The sequence below is a fragment of the Massilia forsythiae genome (assembly GCF_012849555.1).
Lineage (GTDB): Bacteria > Pseudomonadota > Gammaproteobacteria > Burkholderiales > Burkholderiaceae_D > Telluria > Telluria forsythiae.
In genome coordinates, this window is the sequence record NZ_CP051685.1 from 1,157,036 (window position 1) to 1,175,530 (window position 18,495).

The following is an 18,495-nucleotide window of genomic DNA, read 5'->3' on the forward strand; positions in this document are numbered from 1 at the left end:
ACCCATGCGTACCCCTGTCATCACGCGTTCGCTGATCGCCGCCGCCTGCGCGCTGGCCTGCATGGCCAGCCAGGCCGCCACCATCAAGATCACCAGCCGCGACAAGGCCGGCGAAGGATTCAACGACCCGACCCCGGTGACGCCGGTCGGCGGCAACCCGGGCACCACGCTCGGTGCGCAGCGCTGGAACGTCTACCAGTACGTAGCCTCGATCTGGGAAAAGAACATCGACAGCAACGTCGTCATCAACGTCAGTGCTGGTTGGGAAGCGCTGACTTGCACCTCCACCTCGGCCACCCTGGGCAGTGCCGGCGCACTCAACATCTGGCACGATTTCCCTAACGGCAAAGCGGGCACATGGTACCCGCAAGCCCTTGCCAACAAGCTCGCCGGCGTAAACCTGAGCGATGGTCAGCCTGACTCGACCGGCTACGACAATTTCGACATCAAGACCCAATTCAACGTCAATCTGGGCAACACCGGCTGCCTCGACGGCTCGAAGTTCTATCTGGGTCTGGATGGTAATGCCGGCACCAACGTCAATTTTGTCGAAACCCTGCTGCACGAACTGGGCCATGGCCTCGGCTTCTCGGTCCTGACGGTGTCAACTTCCACCGGTAGCCGCTTGAACGCCGCAGGCACCGGTTACGTTGCCACCGGTGGCTTGCCGAGCATCTGGGAACAGTACATGTACGACAACACGGCCAAAAAGACCTGGCTGAACATGACGTCGGCGGAGCGCAAGGCCTCGGCCATCAACCCGCTGCAGCTGGCCTGGATCGGCCCGAACGTGAAGGCCGGCGCCGGCTTCCTGAAGCACATCCCGATCGTCAAGACCGTGTCGCCTGCCACCAGCGGCAACCTGAGCCTGGACTTCAGCGCCGCCAGCTTCGGCCCCGCAGCGCCGTCCAGCGGCACCTTCGGTGTGCTGGCCAACGTCGCCACCCAGACCAACGAGACCGGTCCGGGCTGCGATGCATTCGATACCGCCAACACCATGGCCGTCAAGGGCAAGGTGGCGATCATCAGCCGCGGCACCTGCTCGTTCGCCATCAAGGTCAAGAACGCGCAGAACGCCGGCGCGGTCGGCGTGATCCTGGTGAACAACACCACCGGCGCGCTGATACCGGGCGGCACCGATACCACCATAACCATCCCGGCAGTGGGCGTGACCCAGGCCGACGGCAACGCGCTGAAGGCCGCCGTCACTGCCGCGATCCCCTACGGTACCCGCAGCAAGGCCGGCACGGTCACCGCCAACTTGACGACCGACCCGGCCCGCATCGCCGGCGCCGACACCAACGGCAACCCGCTGCTGTACACCCCTGCCACGCTGGCGCCCGGTTCGTCGGTGTCGCACTGGGATGTGACGGCCACCCCGAACCTGCTGATGGAACCGAACATCAATTCGGACCTGACCACCACGCTGGTGCCGCCGGTGGACCTGACCGTGCCCCTGCTGAAGGATCTCGGCTGGTGATCGACCGCGGGCGCAGCTGCTGCTGCTGCGCCCGCGCCTGACTGTGATACGCACGGGGTGGTGGCTTTTTCATGATGCCGTGCTATAATTCGCCGCCTTGGCCTGGTAGCTCAGTTGGTAGAGCAGAGGATTGAAAATCCTTGTGTCGGTGGTTCGATTCCGCCCCGGGCCACCAAGAACAAGAACCATGCAACGCCCATTCCTTCGAGTGGGCTTTGTCGTTTTCAGGACCAACACTTTGCGCAAGCCGTCCATCGGGACCACCCACTGGCCCCGCTTGGCATTCTCGCTAACCTTCGCTTCCAATAGACTTTGTTGAGCAAATCGAGCGAAGGCCGAGCTGACGCTATTGATAGTTTGTTTTACAACACTGGGGACTGTGACCGGTGTGCCCAGCCGAATGAAGCGGTTCAACACAGTAGCTTGCACTTGTAATTCGGCGACTTAACGGTCGGAGCTACGTGTCATGAGACGTTTACCCAGCAGCTTGAAACAGCGCATCTTGGTTTAAACAAGACTGCGCCAGTGGTAGCCGATCCATCTCTTCCATATTACCTATTCCATCCTATCTGTCGCCCGCAGGATATTGTTACGTGCATTGACGCTACAGCGGTTCGCCTTCCAAGCCTTTAGTATTCTTGCGAGTTGGGATGATGGCATGCGCAGTGTGCAACGCGATAGCTTCATGACAGTCCTACGTGTCATAAGGGGGCCTCGAAAAACCGTCGCGAGCGGCAGCAGTTTCAGCTGAGAAGCGCAGCCGTACAGGCGTACGGTGAGCATCGCAAGCTGAAAATGCAACGCATAGTAGGTTTTTCGAGGTGCCCATAAGCGCCATCGCTACTAACGCTGGCAATGCTCTCGTCAGCAGAAATCTGGTTGAGCAGCGCTGGCAGGATAGGCGCGTCGTCAGCACTGTTGTCAGTGACTTCAATGGCCCAGATTTCGATCGTGGACGCTTCGATCCAGAGATGCGTCTTGCGTCCTTGACAGCGTTAATCCGCACCGTGCTTCTTCGTCTTCTATTCGCCTTCGCCCAGCATCTTGATGCCCGTGCTGTCCACTAGAAGATACAAGCCCGTCGTACTCGAGACAGCGCCAATGGCCACCTGCAGCGTCTTTTGCCACCTGCTAACCGTGCTGTAGTCCGGCACCCGCCAGTCGAGCTCGTTCAGGCGCAGCAGGCTTGCGTCATCTCCATGGCTTGGCATAGTGGTCAATTGAAGAGGCCACTTGATGCTAAGGCAAAACTGGATCGCTTCTTCGCTGAATGTCTGGCTGCGTCCGCGCTTGCCGCTCACTTGCCCATGCAAGTTCATCGCCGGATTAAGCCAGATGAGCAACGAACTGCGTGACTTCAGTGCTTCGTTATACATCCTTCAGTTAGTCGTGCGGTGCTTCTACGTAACTGGCTTCATCCTATTCAGGATAGCAGACCTACGCGTTCTATAGAGTGGCCCCATCAGTCAAGACACTCAGCCGGCTAGTTAAAGCTGTGTCCGTTTCCACTTCAGCAGCTGCCTGGCGCTGCCCCGTACTGCCGATTTTTTCTTGCTCCACGTCCGTGTCGCCGAACTTATCGACGATCAGCGCGCCGCCTCCGATACCGGCGCGATAGACGTGATCCAGCGTCTTATATCCCAACGCCTGATGCGGTCGCTCGGCGTTGTAGAACGCAAAGTATTGCACCAGGTCGACTGTCAGTCCGGGCATGTTGGCATAGCCCTTCAGGTACACGTCTTCGTACTTCACGTTGCGCCACAAGCGCTCGACGAAGATGTTGTCCAGCGCCCGCCCGCGCCCGTCCATGCTGATCGCCACACCTTCGCGCTTGAGCACGCCGGTAAAGGCGTCGCTGGTGAACTGCGAGCCCTGGTCGCTGTTGAATACATCCGGCCTGCCGTAGTGGCGCAGCGAATCTTCCAGGCAGTCCACGCAGAACGACGCGTCCATGCTGTTGCTGATGCGCCAGGCCAGCACTCGGCGCAAGTATCAGTCGATGATCACCACCAGGTAGGCAAAGCCACTCGCCAGGCGGATATAGGTTAGATCCGTACTCCACACCTGGTTCGGCCGCGTGATCGCCACCCCGCGCAACAGGTATGGATAGACCTTGTGCTGCGGATGCGGCTTGCTCGTCGCCGGCCCCGGCGCCATGCCCGCCAGACCCATTTCCTGCATCAAGCGCTGCACGCGCTTGCGATTGAGCTAGTGCCCTCGACCTCGCAGGAATACTGCCATGCGCCGGCTACCGTAGAACGGCCGGCTGGTGTATTCCTCGTCGATCAGGGCGCGCAGTCGGTCGTCTTCCTCGTTTATGCATGCCTGGCGTGTTACCGCTTCCAGCCGCCGATACACCGTCGAACGCGGCACGCCGGCCAGCTCGCATTGCATCGTCAGCGGCATCTCGTCTTCCCGTGCAATCCACCGTGCCCGCTCGGCAGGACTCATTCCCCAAGCTTTTTTTTGAGCCAATCCACCTGCATCTTCAGCTTGCCGATCTCGCTGTACAGCTTGTCCTCGGCACTGCTTTCGTCCACCGGCTTCGGCCCGCGCTTGACGTCGAACAGCGCGCCGGCGTTCTCCAGAATCTCCTTCTTCCACTGCGTCACCAACTGCGGATGCACGTCGTGCTCCTGCGCGATCTCGTTGATCGTCTTCACCCCGCGCACCGCTTCCAGCCCGATCTTGCCCTTGAACTCCGCACTGTGCACCCTGCGTTTTTTACCTTCACTCATTCGCTGTCATCCTTTCGCGGACGACAGCTTAAACCACTGTCTCAAATTCAGGGGCCACTATACTACGCTGGCTAAGCCTAATTTACGCAACAAAGCGATTCTATTCGAACCCACATTTTCTAGCAGCAGATATTACTTGCTGCAGCTTTTGCAAATTAATCCCTGCTGTTCGCTTTTCGATGCAGCTTTGTAAATCATGGAATCCAATTAAATTATTGGGGGTCACATCAGCAGCAAATGGAAATTTAAAATATTCCCCACTAGGCGGCCTAAATTCGAAGAGTGCGAATACTATCGTATTCCTCTTCCTCCCAAATGAAAGTTTTTTTAGACTGACTGCTGGATTACCAGTACACTCCCATGTCGATTCAGTTCTAGCAGAAGTAAACAATATTATCCCTGATTTATTATTTATACCATAGTAAAGAAAACATTCCATTTTTGATGAACCATCTCGCCGCAGTGCAGACCCGGCAGAAATATATTCCCCCGTTTCTTTGTCCTTAAATGATTGATTTTTAAATTGACTAAAAATCAAATTCGGAAACTTCTGAATTTGGTTGACATAATTGCCTTGCGAAACCAACTCAGAATCTGACACTGGGACCAGTTGCGCATGCGCGGAGCAATGTGCATAAAACAAAAATATAAAAACACTCTTAATTTTTATACTTCTCATATGCCTCTCTCATTTTATTATCATAGTTGTTTTCCCGATAATTAGGTCCGTTATACTTTCGCGCAAAAACGGACCAATCTTTTTCTCGCAAAGCATTGAGGAGACCCCGATCACTTCCCACAAAATCTGCAAATGCTTTCAATTGAACATCCGCACCCTGACGTTGTGAATCTACAAAATCCGTTACCGAATTATATCCCGCCGCTCGGTAATTTGCTCCCATGATTTGAAACTGTCCCCAAGAAGTAGATTTTAAAGCTGCCGTATTGTCTAGCGCAAATGCTATATCTAGCTTCCTGTACTGATTATCGCCACTGGCACCATACCCACCAGAAATTGAATTCGAAATTTCTGGATTTGAAGCATCGAAAACTCCATTTGTAAGTCGATGAAAGTAGTGACGTTCAAAAAGGATTTTTGGCCTACCATCGCTAAAGAATCCATTACCTTTACTTTCAACCTCAGCGACGGCTTTAATAGCAGCCACCTCAACATTAAGCTTTCGTGCTGCATTTGCAAAAGCCGCCTCACTCACGTTTATTTGAGGCTTAGTAGGAGGTATTGCAACTGCGCGCACATTTAGCTGCCCTACTGGCGTCACTTGTCGAGAGGCGGCAGTTGTTTTCCTACTGGAGCGCGAAGTTGGCGCGCTTCGCCCATAATCTGGCATTGAACTCCGCATTTGCTGTTTATACCATGCCTCCTGGTCCTCTATAGACAGTCGCTTTCCGACTACAATCACTCTTTGACTGGTTAGGTCTTCAACTGATATTTCTGGCCTTGAAAGAAATTCTCCTGCCTTCGGCAAGACACCACCATTGCTGTCAGCAGCGCTTTCCAATGCTTTTAATTCTTCATCTGTAGCAAAATCAGCGCGAGCATCAGTTCCATATTCAGCTAATCTTGCCCGTAACTGACCGTACTCGTTCTCGGAAAATTTAGAATTATTTAAAAATGCTGTTTGGTTTCCGTTTGAAATTTGATTTTTATTTGGATCGCGTCTCGCTTCAAAATTAGAAGCCAACACGTTTCCAAAAACATCAATCGCAATCGACTGCGACGACACCTTTCCGCCACTTGCAAACGTCCCCAATGTTTGACCAGCAGTTTGCGAAATTATTGAACGGTATACCTTATCGGTACCCGACAGCAGCTGACTATCGAACAAGCTCCTGCCCACGCCAGCGGAAATCGCCGATCCGAGCACGCTCTTCCATTGGAAGCCCTTCTGCAAGTTCAGCGCAATGCCAACGGCTTGCGAACTCGCATTGGCAATGGCCGCATTTTTAGCCACATCCCACCAGTCGCCACCCACTTTGGCATTCAACCCGCCGCTTACCGCTGCCCCGACTGCACTGGTAAAGACCTCGCCCCAGCTGAACGAATCGCGAACGCCGAGGTCGATGGCGATGGCCTGGCCGGCGATGCTGCCGGCAGCGGCACCGATACCTAACGATGCAGCGGCGGCACCCGTACTACCCAGTATGCTGCTGAGCCAGGCGCCGCCGCCGCCCAGCCAGCTGGTTGCCAATCCCTGGGTCGCGAACGTTACCGCAAGCGTCACCGCAATGATGACGAGCTTGCTGCCGCAACTCGCATCCGACCTGGCTGGCAATGGCAAGGTCGGCGTCGTACTGCCGATCGCGTCGCTCGGATTATACGGCGTGAACGTGTCCGCATCGTTGTGCACCACGTTGGCCCGTGCCGGCAGCCTCAGCGTCTGGCCTATGGTCAACGGCGAGTCGACCTCGAGGTTGTTGGCGTTCGCGATCAGGTACCACAGGTTGGCGTCGCCCCAGACCGACTTGGCGATCGACTTCAGGTTTTCGCCACCCTGCACGTGGTAGATGCTCGGCGAGGCCAGGTTGGCGCCCGTGGTCGCGGACTGGTAGGCGTTCGCGAAGTTGCTCGGATCGGCCTCGTCGCTGTTGGAGCCGAGTACCTCGCCGTTGACGATCAGCGTGCGCACCATCTCGCCGGACTGGGTCGACATCAGTACCCGGCCCTCGGCATCGTTGATGTAGGTGCGGTCCTTACCCGGTGCGCTGGTGTCGACCACTTTCACGACATTGCCGTTTGCGTCGAGCGTCGTGGTGGTGTACTCGGGCTTGCCGTTAATCGAACCCCTGACCTGTATCTCCTTCGCGGAATCGAAGTAGGCATACGTGTTGAAGTAGATCGAATGCTGTCGCCCGGTGCCGTCGTCATGCGGATGCACGACGGCGTAGCCAATCGGATTGCCGGCGCCATCATAGCCACCCTCCGCACCATTGGCGAGGTAGTAAATATCGTCCAGGAAATCGTGGTTCAAGGCCCAGAATTTCAGGCGCTGGAGTTCGCCCCCTTTGGTGTAGTGATAGGTCCTGTACTCGCCGGCGATGCCGAAACTCTTCAGCCGATCGTTGTTGGTCCCTTCGGGTGGGCCGCTCCGGATAACGCGGCCGAACTCGTCGTAGTAACGGCGGTCGATGACGATGCCGTCGCGCGTGACCTGGGACAGGCGTCCGGTGTCGTCTTCGTACTGGTACCTCTCGGTCGTCGGCAGGTATGGCCCGCCCTTCTGCGCGTCCTTGTACATGTAGCTGTCGGTCTCGCGCCGGCCGAAACCGTCATAAGTGATCACGTGCCCCTTGTCGCCCATGACGATGTTGCCGTTGACGTTGATGCCGTTCGCGACGACTTCGCGGTTCATCTCGTCGTACTTGTTCCAGGCATCGCTGTCCACCGCCCTGCCACTGCTGTCGACATAGTGCGTCGCCACATGCAGGCGATTGCCGTTGTCGTCGTAGCCGATGTCGACGGTAAAATGCCCGTCCTCGACGTGCTCCATGCGGCCGTACTGGTCGTAGCGGATGGTATTGTTCTGCACGAGCAGCGGACCGCCCTCGGCATTGCGCGCCAGCGCCTTCTCGGTCACGCGGTTGCCGGTAAGATCGTAGGTATACGTGGTCAAGAGTCCGGTAGCATGGTCGTCGATCGTCGTCAGCAGGCCATGGTCGTAGGTGTAAACGATGTTCTGCGCGCCGCTGCCCTGACGCGCGGTCGACCATTGGTGGATCAGGTGGCCCTGGCCATCGTACTCGTAGCGGATCTGGGCGCCCCCCTGGTCCACGTGGCCCACCACGCGGCCGAAGGCATCGACATTCCACGTCATCGACTTGCCGGCGCCGTCCACCTCGGCGACCTTGTGGCCATAGGCATCGTAGACCGACCTGGTCTGGCGGCCGGCGTTGTCGATCTGGGCAACGACGTTGCCGGCGAGGTCGTAGCGCGTCAGGCTCGAGATCACTTCATGGATTTTGTCGGATTGTCCTCCCGCATTAGCGGGATACTTCTGCGTAGAGGTGGCATAGCGCCGGCCGAGCTCGTCGTACGCAAATTCTTCGCGGACTTCCCAATTGCCAGGGTTGAGCAGGGCTGTCATTCCGCCGCCATCGCTTTGATCGACGGTGTAATACACATGCGAGGAATAACGCGACGACGAGGCCAGGTTACCCATGTGATCGTATGTATACAGCGTCGCATAGCCATCCCTGGCCTGCAGCGAGGTCCGCTCCCCGAATGCGTTCACCGCATACGATTCTCCGCTGCCGTCGGCGAAGCGCGTCGTCGACAGGCCGAACCCGAAATATCCCGTGAAGGTGAGGTTGCCGTTGGCATCGCGGTTGCCGGTGGCGCGCCCCATCTCGTCGTAGTAATTCAGCTCGCTCGAACGCACGGTCGGTACGCCACCATTCATCAGCACAACCGATTTCTCGGTCTGCTGATTGAAGCTGTTGTAGCTGTAGGTGATGCGCCAGTCGAGGTTGCGCGGGTCGGTCACTTCGACCACGTTGCCCCAACGGTCGTACTTGACGTGGCTGGTCGGCGTGCGCATGGCAACCGAGTCTGGCTGTCCTTCCGCAAGCTTGACGGTGCCGTCCACGCGCGCCGCGTCCAGGTGCAGTACCGCGCGGTCCATCAGGTCGTAACGGGTCTCGACCACGTCGACGCCCTTTACCTCGAGATACGGTGTGGACAATGCGTCGTGCACGTCCTTGGCACTGGTGTACAGGCGCAGGTCATCCAGGGTGCCTCCGGCATGGTCGGTGCCGGTCGCCTGCTGCGTCAGGTTGCCGCGGATGTCGTAGAACATCACCTTGGTAATGCCGTCGCCGGCATTGGTGTGCCACACGTTGCCCGCGTTGTCGTACTCGGCGAATTCGTACACGTTGCCGTTCATGCTGCGCGACGTCACCTCGCCGAAGGCGTTGTAGGTCAGCGACTGCACGTTGCGTCCGATGTCGGCCGGCGCCTTGTCCACGATGGTCGACGACAGCGGCGCGACGCTGCCGTCGAAGTCCTGGCGCAATTCCCATTCGCCGTTGGCGTTCTGGACATAGACCTTCACGCGCTGGACCGACTTGATGCCGCCGCCCACCTGGTCGTTTTCCGACCAGATCAGCGTGGCGCCGCCATCGGTGCGCTGCAGCGGCAACTCTCCTTCCGCAGCCGGATAGCTGAAGGTCTTCTGGGCCGGGTCACCCGGCTTCACGCCGTTTGGAATCCAGATCGGCTTGAAGCCGTCCAGGCCGAGCTTGAATTGCGGGTTGTCGGCCTGCGTGTAATCCACAACCACACGAATCGGCGCATTGCCGGTGTCCGGGAATCGCACGCTGATGGTATTGGTGCCGGTGAAGATCGATTTGGTCTGCGACGGATCGAACGATCCGGGTGCCGATTCGACCGATGCCACGCCTACTGCCGGCAACGGCATCGCATTCGTGCTGCCCGGCGTGGTCACCGACGTCATCTGGCCGGTGGCGTCGTAGTGGAACAGCTTGTAGCTGGTGAGCGTGACCGCGCTGGTCGCGGAACTGCGGTCGGTCACGGTCTGCCATTCCTTGGCCAGCCTGCCGGCCGCGTCGTAGGAGCGCCGCGTGATGTTGAGGTTACCGTCGGTGACGGCCAGCGCGTTCCCCATCAGGTCGTAGGTCGTACTCGTGGTGCGGTCGTCGGCGCTGGCCAGCATCGGCGAGCTGGCGCCGTCGTACAGGGCCTGGTACTTGGCGTGGGCGATCTGCGTCAGCACGTTGCCGTAGGCATCGCGCACGAAGTCGGTGACGATCCAGACGCGGTTCGGGTCGTTCGGATTCTCGGGATCGTAGGGTGGCGTAGGGGTCGGCTGAGGCTCAGGGTCCGGCAGCGGCTCGGGCCTGAGGATGATCTGCGAGCGGCCGACGCCGTCGTTGCGGCTGGCGACCCGCGTCACGCGGCCGACCGCGTCGTAGAAGCTGAGGACCGTGTTCCCCAGCGGATCCGTGGTCGAGGTCAGGTTGCCGACACCGTCGTACTCATAGCTCGTGACCAGCGTGTCGCGCAGGGCCGAATAGTTGCCGTCCCAGGTGAAGTTGTCGAACGCCGTGTTCACCTGCAGTTGGGCTTGCTTGCGGTCGTTCAGGTCGTACTCGTACCTGGTGTCGCGGTCGCTCTCGGTCAACGCCGGCGATTCCGGATTCATGTCGTACAGCCCATCTTCCGGCCCGCGCGGATCCCTGCTGCGTTGCGCGTATTCGTAGGTGCGGGTCAGGTTGCCGAACGCATCGTATTCCATGCGCGTCAGGTAGCCGCCGCTGTCGGTCGCGACCTTGTCTTCGTAATTGTGGGCCAGGCGGTTGCTGTTCTCGGTGTCGGCAAGGACGAATTCCGCCGTCTTTTCGCCGCGCCGGTTGTAGTACATGCGGGTGACGGCGGCTTCGCCGAGCTGCTCGCCGTCCCTGAAGTCGCCGCGTACGCCGTAGACTTTCTTCGCGGTGACATCGCCGAAGGCGTCGTAGTCGAAGCTGGTTACCTTGCGCAGCTCGGCGTAGCCCATCCAGGTTTCGTCGTTGCCATAGCCGCCGACGGCGGTGTAGTTGTAGGTGGCCGCTTCGGCGACCTTGATCTTGCGGCCGAGCCCGTCGTACTGCGTATCCACCGCCCGGTCCAGGATGCTGGCGTGCAGCTCGACGGCGCTGCGCATGGTCGCCAGCGAGAAATCGGTCACCGGTCCGTAGCCGACGGGGTTGGCGGGCATGTTGCGCTTGGCGCGCAGCTCCAGGTTGAGGTCGTCGTCATCGCCGCGGTCGATGGCGCGTCCGGCCAGGAAATCCAGCACGGCCTGGGCGCGCGACGAGGCGTTCTCCGCCGCGCCCGTCCACCACTGCAGGTCCTGGCCGGGCTCGCGTCCGAGCGCATGCTCGCTCAGGAGCGTGACCAGGGCAGCACCATCCATGTCTTGCGGATACAGCGCGCGGCCCTCCGTGCCATCCATCAGTACGTGCACCAGGCCGGCTTCGCTGCCGCCGGATGCCAGGTAGGTCATGCCGTCCGCCAGCTCGGCGGCGCTCGGCGCCCTGCCCAGCACGGCCGTGTAGATCAGGCTGATGCGGTAGCGCTGCGAGCTCAACATCTGCGGATGCAGGTAGTCCTCGACCTTGTTGACGAAGAAATCCTGGTCGCGTTGCGTCGGTGCCTCGCCGATCATGCGCACGAGCAGCTGGCCGCGGGTCACGCCCTCGGCGCTGCCGATATTGGTCCAGTAGGTGGTCTCGGCCTCGGACGGGGCGCGTCCGAACGCCGTATCGAAGATGCGCGCCACATAGTCGGGCAAGCTCATGCCCGGCAGGTTGAAGAACGCCGATTCCTTGGATTTGAGAATCGTGTCGGCGACCTGTGCCAGGGTCTGGCCCTGTTTCAGGAACTGCAGCCAGTAGTTCAAGCCGCCGCCATCCGGCGCGCGGTTGTACATCGTCACATACAGCTTGCCGATGTCTTCCTTGGCCGCCTTGTCGGGATCGGCCAGGGCATTCAGCCCCTCGGCATAGCGCGTCAACTTCTCGACGCCGCCGAAGGCATCGTACTCGTAGCCGGTGACGTTCTGGAGCGCGTCGATCTCGAACACGACCCGGCCGAGCACGTCGTACACCTTGCGGCTGACGTTGCCGTTGGCGTCGGTGCCTTCGACGGCGTTGCCGAGCGCGTCGTAGGTGACGGTGGTGAAAGGCGCCACATGGATGACGTGATAATCGGCGTCGGCGGCCGACAGCGGATCCGAGGCCGGATCGTAGACGGCGGTCAGCGGCAGCGTGGTCCTGACCTGGCGTCCCACCAGGTCGTAGCCGTAGCTGGTGGTGCGCGGATGCGGCCCGCCATAGCCTTCGGTGCGCGAGGTCATGCGCCCCATCGCGTCGTACGCCATGTGCGTCTCGACCTCCACCATTCCGATAATGCCTTGCTCGTTGGGCACCAGCACCGCCGGCGCCCGTTCCACCAGCAGGCGGCCGGCCGCGTCGTACGCGTAGGTCCAGGTCGCGCCGTTGCGGTTGGTATAGCTGGCCTTGCGGCCGAGCGCGTCGTAGGTGTACGTCTCGGCCTTGCCCATGGCGTCGACGCTGGTGACGAGGTTGCCCTGGTTGTCGTACTGCGACTGGGTGCGGCGGGTCTGCGGATCGCTGGTATCGACCAGGCCGAGCACGTCGGCGACCGAGGCGTCGTCGCCCACCACGATCTGGGTGGCGTAGCGGATGCTGTCCGACACCAGGCCCAGGCCGTTGTAGCGCGTCTCCGTGACGTAGCCTTCGGGATCGATGCTCAGGCGCGGCAGGCCGTCGGCGCCATACACCGTGCGGTGGACGCGGTAGTCGGCTTCGTTGTTGGCGTTGTCGACCTGGCGTACCAGATGGCCGGCGCCGTCGTAGACATACGACGTGGCGACGCCCACGGCGTTGGTCATCACGGCGACGCGGTTGGCCGCATCGTAGTCGTAGTAGGTGACGCGGTCGCCTTCCGGGTTCCAGGGTTGCCCATAATGGCTTTCGAGCGCGGCCAGCACGGCCTCGCGCGTCACCGCGCCGCTCAGGCGGACCGGGTTGGCGTAGGCGATTTCGGCGAGCACGTTGCCGGCGCCGTCGTACTCGCGGCGCACGACGCCGCCGAGGGCGTCGATCGTGATGTTGAGGCGGTTGACGCTGTCGTAGACGTAGCGGGTGGTACTGTCGCGCGTGCCGTCGACGGCCACGCCGGCCAGCCATTCCTGCATCTGGCCGTCGGAAAGCGTGCCTTGCGCCGGCGCGCCGCCCAGGAAGTTGGCGTAGCTGGTACGTGCAAGAACGTTACCGTCCGCATCGAACTCCTGGCGCGTGACCGACCACAGCAGGGTATTAGCATCACCGCGCTGCGCCGTCGCCGACGCCACCAGGCGGCCGGCGGCGTCGTAGCGCATGCGTACGCGCGCATCGTTGCCGTAGCTGGCCGGCACCGTCGCCAGCCATGCGACGACCTGCGCCTGGGTGGCGTCCGGCGCCAGGCCGGCATCCGACAGGTGGGTCACGTAGTCGGTGCGGTCGATCACCCGGCCGGCGCCGTCGTAGGCCTGGGTGCTGACCGACCAGTAGGACGCGTCCTCGTCGCCGTACTGCTTGACTGCGCTGGCGACCAGGCGGCCGGCGCCGTCGTAGACCATGCGCTTGGCAGCCACCGTTCCAGTTTCCGGCGATCCGGTAATGCTGGCGATGACGTTGAAGTTGCCGTCGTAGGTGTAGGTGGTGACGCCGCCGGCGGCGTTGGTCTGCTGCGCGACCCGGCCGCGCACGTCGTAGGTGTAGGAGACCGAGACTTCGCCGCTACCGCCGGCAGGCACCCATGCGCGCACCGCGGCGTCGGTCAGGGCGACTTCCGGCGGCAGCAAGTTGGAATACTGCGTGGTCTCGGCCAGGCGGCCATTGCCGTCGTAGCGCTGCTGCGTGAAGCTGCGGTCGCCCTCGACGGTGAAATGCAGGCGCCCGTCCTGGTCGTACAGGTAGGTGGTGACGTTGTCGCGGCTCGGGTCCGGCGCCAGGTGTTCCTGGACGGTGGCCAGGTCGAGACGAACGCCGTCGTCGACGAACTGCGCCACGGTCGCGCCCACCAGCGGGCGCGCGTAGCGCGTCACCGAGGCGATGCGATCGCTGCCCTGCTCGTAGGTGTACACGGTCACGTCGCCGGCGGCATCGACCTCGCCGACCTTGCGGCCGTCGGCATCGTACATGTAGTGCGTGACGTTGCCCTTGGCGTCGTAGCTGCGGAACGGCGCGGTACCGAGATCATCGTACACATAGATCGTCGTCAGCCGCAGGCCGTCCGGATCGACGATGGTGGCGATGCGCCGGCCGACGATGTCATACTGGTACTCGGTCACGTGGCCGGCCGGATCGGTCATGCGCAGCACGTGGCCCAGGTTGTCGTAGTCGAAGCTGGTGGTCAATGCCAAGCCACCCGGCTCGGCGCTGCGCACCGTCGTCTGCACGCGGCCCAGCACGTCGTAGGTGGTGGCCGTCATGACGCCGGTCGGGTCGGTTACGGTCAGGGTGCGGCCCTGAGTGTCGTAGGTATAGCTGGTGACGAGATTCAGGCCGTCCACGTCGACGGTACGGCGCAGCACGCGGTCGACGCTGTCGTATTCGATCTTCGTCACGCTGCCGTTGCCGTCGGTCGTGGTCGTCAGGTTGCCGGCAAAATCGTAGGTGTGCGCTTCGCTGACACCGAATTTGTCGCTGACCGACTTGAGGTGGCCGTCCTGGTCGTAGGCATACGTGGTCTTTTCGCCGTTCAGGTCGATCAATTCGGCGACGTCGCCCTGGGCGGTGCGCACCACCGTATGCACGGCGCCTTCGGCGGTGGTCACGGTCATGCTGCGCGCCGCGGTGTCGTAGCGGTAGGTGGTGGTACCGCCGGCATTGCTGGTCTCGGTCACAACCCGGTCGAAGGCATCGTAGGTGGTGGTGCCGCCGACGCCCTCGGCACTGGTCACGGCGATCTGGCGGCCGAGGCGGTCGTAACGGTAGGTTTCGCCGTCACCGTCGGTGGTTTGGCTGTAGATGACGCGGCCGAAGGCGTCGCGCGAAATGAAGGACCTGCTCAGCTTGGGCTCGCCGCGCGTGAAGCCGTCATACTGGGACTGCAATTCACCGCGTACAGTGTAGGTATAGCGGGATTGCGCGATGCGGCCGTCGCCGATGTCGGCTTCGTCGAGCGTCAGCTGGTTGAAACTGTCGTAGCTCAGGGTATGCGTGCCGTTCTCGTCGCTGCGCGAGGTCATCCTGCCGTCGGCATCGTAGCCGTAGGTGGCCACGTAGTCGTGCGCGCCGTCGCGCAACAGCGCCAGGCGGCTTTCGATCAGGCCGAATTCGCCGCCCGCCATGCCCGCCAGTTCGGCCTCGCCGATACGCTGTGCATAGCGGGTGACGGTGGCGACCTGGTTGATGGCGTTGTACTCGCGCCGTTCGACTTCGCCGGCGGCATTGACGGTGGCTGCCAGGCGGCCATCCTTGTCGTAGTAGTAGCGGGTCACGTGACCGTTGGGGTCGGTCATCGTGGTGCGGTGGTTGGCCTTGTCGTAGGTGTACCTGGTGGCGTATGCGGTCCACACGGCTTCCTGCTGCGCCGGCGTGGTGACCAGCGCCAGCCGGGCTGCGCCGACACCGGTCAGCTCCGCCGTCACGCGGCCGAGGGCGTCGTAGCGCACCAAGCCATTGCGCGCGCCATCGCTGTTGTAAGCGGACGTGGTCGAGGTGCGGTTGCCGACGGCATCGTATTCGTAACGCGTTATCGAACCGTCCACGCCGGTCACGCTGCGCAGATGGTTGAGGGCGTCGTAGGTGTAGGTGATCGACTGGCTGCCGGAAGCGTCTTGCGCCAGTACCTGCGCCAACGTGGTCTGGCCGGGCTGGAAAGCGACCCGGTTGGCGTAGCGCACGGTACGGCCGAGATTGCCCGCCGCGTCGTAGGAACGCACGGTCAGGTAGTTTTCGCCGTCGATCTCGGCGACCAGCTGGCCCTTGGCATCGTATAGGTTGTATTCGTGGATGTCGTCCGCATGGCTGGCGTCGCCGGCGGCCGGACGGAAGTCGGCCAGCGCCGAGGTCAGGTCCGGCTTTTTCACGAGGCCCGCGTAGCGCACGGTTTCCACCAGTTGGCCGGCGCCGTCGTAGCGGTATTCCGTCAGGTAGCCCGCCGCGTCGACCTCGCCGGCCGGCTTGCCGTCGTTGGTATAGAAATAGCGCTGCATGCGGTCGTTCGCACTTGCCGCCGGCGGCACTCCCTTGGGGCTGCCCAAGGCAACGTCGACGGGCGTGTAGCGCTGGATCTCGGCCAGCATGCGGCCGACGCCGTCGTAGACGGTCGAGGTGACGTTGCCGGCGCCGTCGACGGATTCGGCCAGGCGGCCGGCGGCGTCGTAGAAGCGCCATTCGTGCACGTCCAGCGCGCTGGACTGGAGACGCAACTGCTCCGGACGCATGTTGATCAGCCTGGTGCCGCGCAGATTCGCGTCGAGGCGCGTGGCGCGCTGGATCACCTCGCCGAGCTGGCCCTTGGCGTCGTACTTGTATTCGACCACGCTGCCGTCGCCGTCGATGTCCACCGCCTTGCGCCCCAGGCTGTCGTACAGCGTGAAGTTGCGGTTGCCGTTGGCATCCTGCACCATGGCCAGCCGGCCTTCGGCATCGTAGGCGTAGTACACCTCGGTGAGGACGGTGGTACCGCTTTTCTCGAGCACGCCGAGGGTGCGACCCGACGTATCCAGGATCGTTTCGGTGACGCGTCCATTGGGATAAGTGGTGAAGGTCCGATTGACCGCGACCGTCGCGCCGCTCAGATCCAGGTAGCTGCCGCCCTGGGCGTAGGTCGTCCTGACGCTATTGGAGCCGGCATCGACCGTGGTCAGCAGGCGGTCCAGGTTGTCGTACGCATACGCCGTGGCATTGCCGTCGGCGTCGATCTTTTCCAGCAGCCGGCCGGCCTGGTCATAGGTGAAGTGGGTGACCGATTGCATGCCATTGCGGATACCGCTGCCGTCGGCGGCCAGGTCGCTGTAGGTCGTGGCCGTGGCCACCAGGCCGCGGATGTCGTAGCCGTAATCGGTGCGCACGGCACGGGTCTTGTCGGCGCCGGCTACCCAGCGCGCCAGTTCTGCCTCGCTTGGAGCGGCGCCGGTGACGGCGTAGCGGTCCTGCGTATAAGCGATGGCGGCCTGGCGCTGGCCGCGCTGGTCGTAGCGGAATTCCTGGACGCCCTGGTCGCCATCGACGACGAAACGCAGGTGCTCGTGCGCATCGTAGACATAATAGGTGGTGCTGGCGTCGGCCGGATTGGCGGGCCCTTCGCCGTCGGGATCGACGTCGCGGAACACGGTTTCGCTTTGCAGCAGGTTGGTCGCGGTATAGGTACGGGTGACGACATGGCCGGTGCTGTCGCGCTCGTAGATGACGTTACCGTTGCCATCGTGGCGCTTGACGGTGACGTTGCCGTTCGGTTCGACGATCTTGGTGACGTTGCCCTTGGCGTCGTACTCGAAATACGTGTTGAGGCTGGCGCCATTGGCACCCGCCATCTCGGTGTGCAGGATCTGGCCGTTGTTGTCGAAGGTGTAGTAGGTGACCGTGCCGTCCTTGTCGGTGACGGTGGTCCGGTTGCCGGCATAGCTGAACGTGTCGTTCTCGTACTTGCCGTCGCTGACGGTGGCAATGCGGCCGGCATCGTAGGTGAACGTCAGCTTGTTGCCGTCGCTCTGCTCGATCGTGGCGATGCGCCGGCTGGCGCCGTCATAAGTGTACTTGGTGCTGAATGTGCCTCTGATCGACAGGAAGGTATCGACTTGCGCGAGCCGGCCCTGGTTGTCGTAAAAATACTCGACACGGTTGGCGGATTCGAGTTCGCCGTCGGCAGTCTCGCGATATGCGACATCGACCGATTGCAGCTCCTTGCCGCTAGGGCCCCCATACGTGAAGAAGGTGCCGGCGCCGGTGGCATCGGTGACCGAGGCCAGCATGCCGTTCGACTGGTAATTGAAGGCCAGGCGGTTGCCGTCCAGGTCGACCATCGACAGCAGGCGGCCGCCGTTGGTGCCGTCATACGTTTCAGCGAGGTCGGTCGTGCCGGTTTGCCAGGTCCAGATTTTGGTGCCGGCGTCGTAGCTGAGCGTGTCGAAGGCTTCGCCGCCGTCGGTGGTGACGTACAGGCGGCGCGTCGCGTCGTAGGTGAAACGGTAGCGCGTATCGTCGCCATCGATGCGGTCGATGGTGCTGCCGACACTGTTCGGAGCGCCGGACAGGCCGGTCACCTGGCGCGACAGGCCGAGCTTCCAGTTGTCGCCATTGTCGTCGTCGGTCTTGCCTTGGGAATTGTAGGTGCGACCCACCGCGATGTCGATTCCGACCGCCGCCAGGAAGTCGTCCTGGCGCTGGATCACCAGGTTGCCGTTGCTGGCATTGACATACACCGCTTGCCCGTCCTGCCCCTGCAGCGCCTTGCCGGCCATGCCACGCTGTCCCAACAATGCTGCAGAGCCGTTCAACAAACCCAGACCGTTACCGCCGACGATTGCTACCATTTGTGACTCTCCCAAGTGCGAACTGACGATTCATGCGGCGCCCGGAGGGGGTGTGCCGCTTACTTGGGAAGGTATCCAGGGGCTTAGAAATTTGTTTATAGCAAATTGATTTCTTTTTGAAAATTTTCTAATTTTGAATCGCTCCGGCTTTTGTGGATGCCCGCAGTATCAAGGGCACCTCGAAAAACCTGCTGTGCGTTGTATTTTCAGC

General features: G+C 61.4%; 3 protein-coding genes, 1 tRNA gene and 3 pseudogenes. 2 read left to right on the forward strand and 5 right to left on the reverse strand.

Annotation, left to right across the window (positions count from 1 at the left end; all coding sequences use genetic code 11):
- Nucleotides 1-4 precede the first annotated feature (4 nt).
- Both HH212_RS05030 and HH212_RS05035 read left to right on the forward strand, forming a co-directional pair.
- Entirely contained in the window at nt 5-1,480 is a 1,476-nt protein-coding gene (locus HH212_RS05030; protein WP_169434359.1) for a PA domain-containing protein, read from the forward strand.
- A 99-nt stretch (nt 1,481-1,579) separates the two neighbouring features.
- Nucleotides 1,580-1,655, forward strand: a tRNA-Phe gene (locus tag HH212_RS05035).
- Between the two features lie 197 nt (nt 1,656-1,852).
- Here the strand turns inward: HH212_RS05035 and HH212_RS05040 are convergent.
- The 5 genes and pseudogenes from HH212_RS05040 to HH212_RS05060 all read right to left on the reverse strand — a co-directional run.
- Nucleotides 1,853-2,186, reverse strand: a pseudogene (locus HH212_RS05040) (IS5/IS1182 family transposase); the annotation flags it as partial.
- Nucleotides 2,187-2,307: 121 nt separating this feature from the next.
- Nucleotides 2,308-2,856: pseudogene (locus tag HH212_RS05045) on the reverse strand (IS5 family transposase); the annotation flags it as partial.
- Between the two features lie 172 nt (nt 2,857-3,028).
- Nucleotides 3,029-4,218 (reverse strand): annotated as a pseudogene (locus HH212_RS05050) (IS3 family transposase); the annotation flags it as partial.
- A 100-nt stretch (nt 4,219-4,318) separates the two neighbouring features.
- Nucleotides 4,319-4,897: a hypothetical protein gene (locus tag HH212_RS05055; protein ID WP_169434360.1), complete on the reverse strand. Its 579-nt coding sequence runs from the start codon at nt 4,895-4,897 to the stop codon at nt 4,319-4,321.
- Nucleotides 4,878-18,284 (reverse strand): N-acetylmuramidase domain-containing protein, encoded by a 13,407-nt coding sequence (locus tag HH212_RS05060; RefSeq protein ID WP_169434361.1) that lies wholly within the window; start codon nt 18,282-18,284, stop codon nt 4,878-4,880. The genes HH212_RS05055 and HH212_RS05060 overlap by 20 nt, the downstream gene beginning before the upstream one ends.
- Nucleotides 18,285-18,495 lie beyond the last annotated feature (211 nt).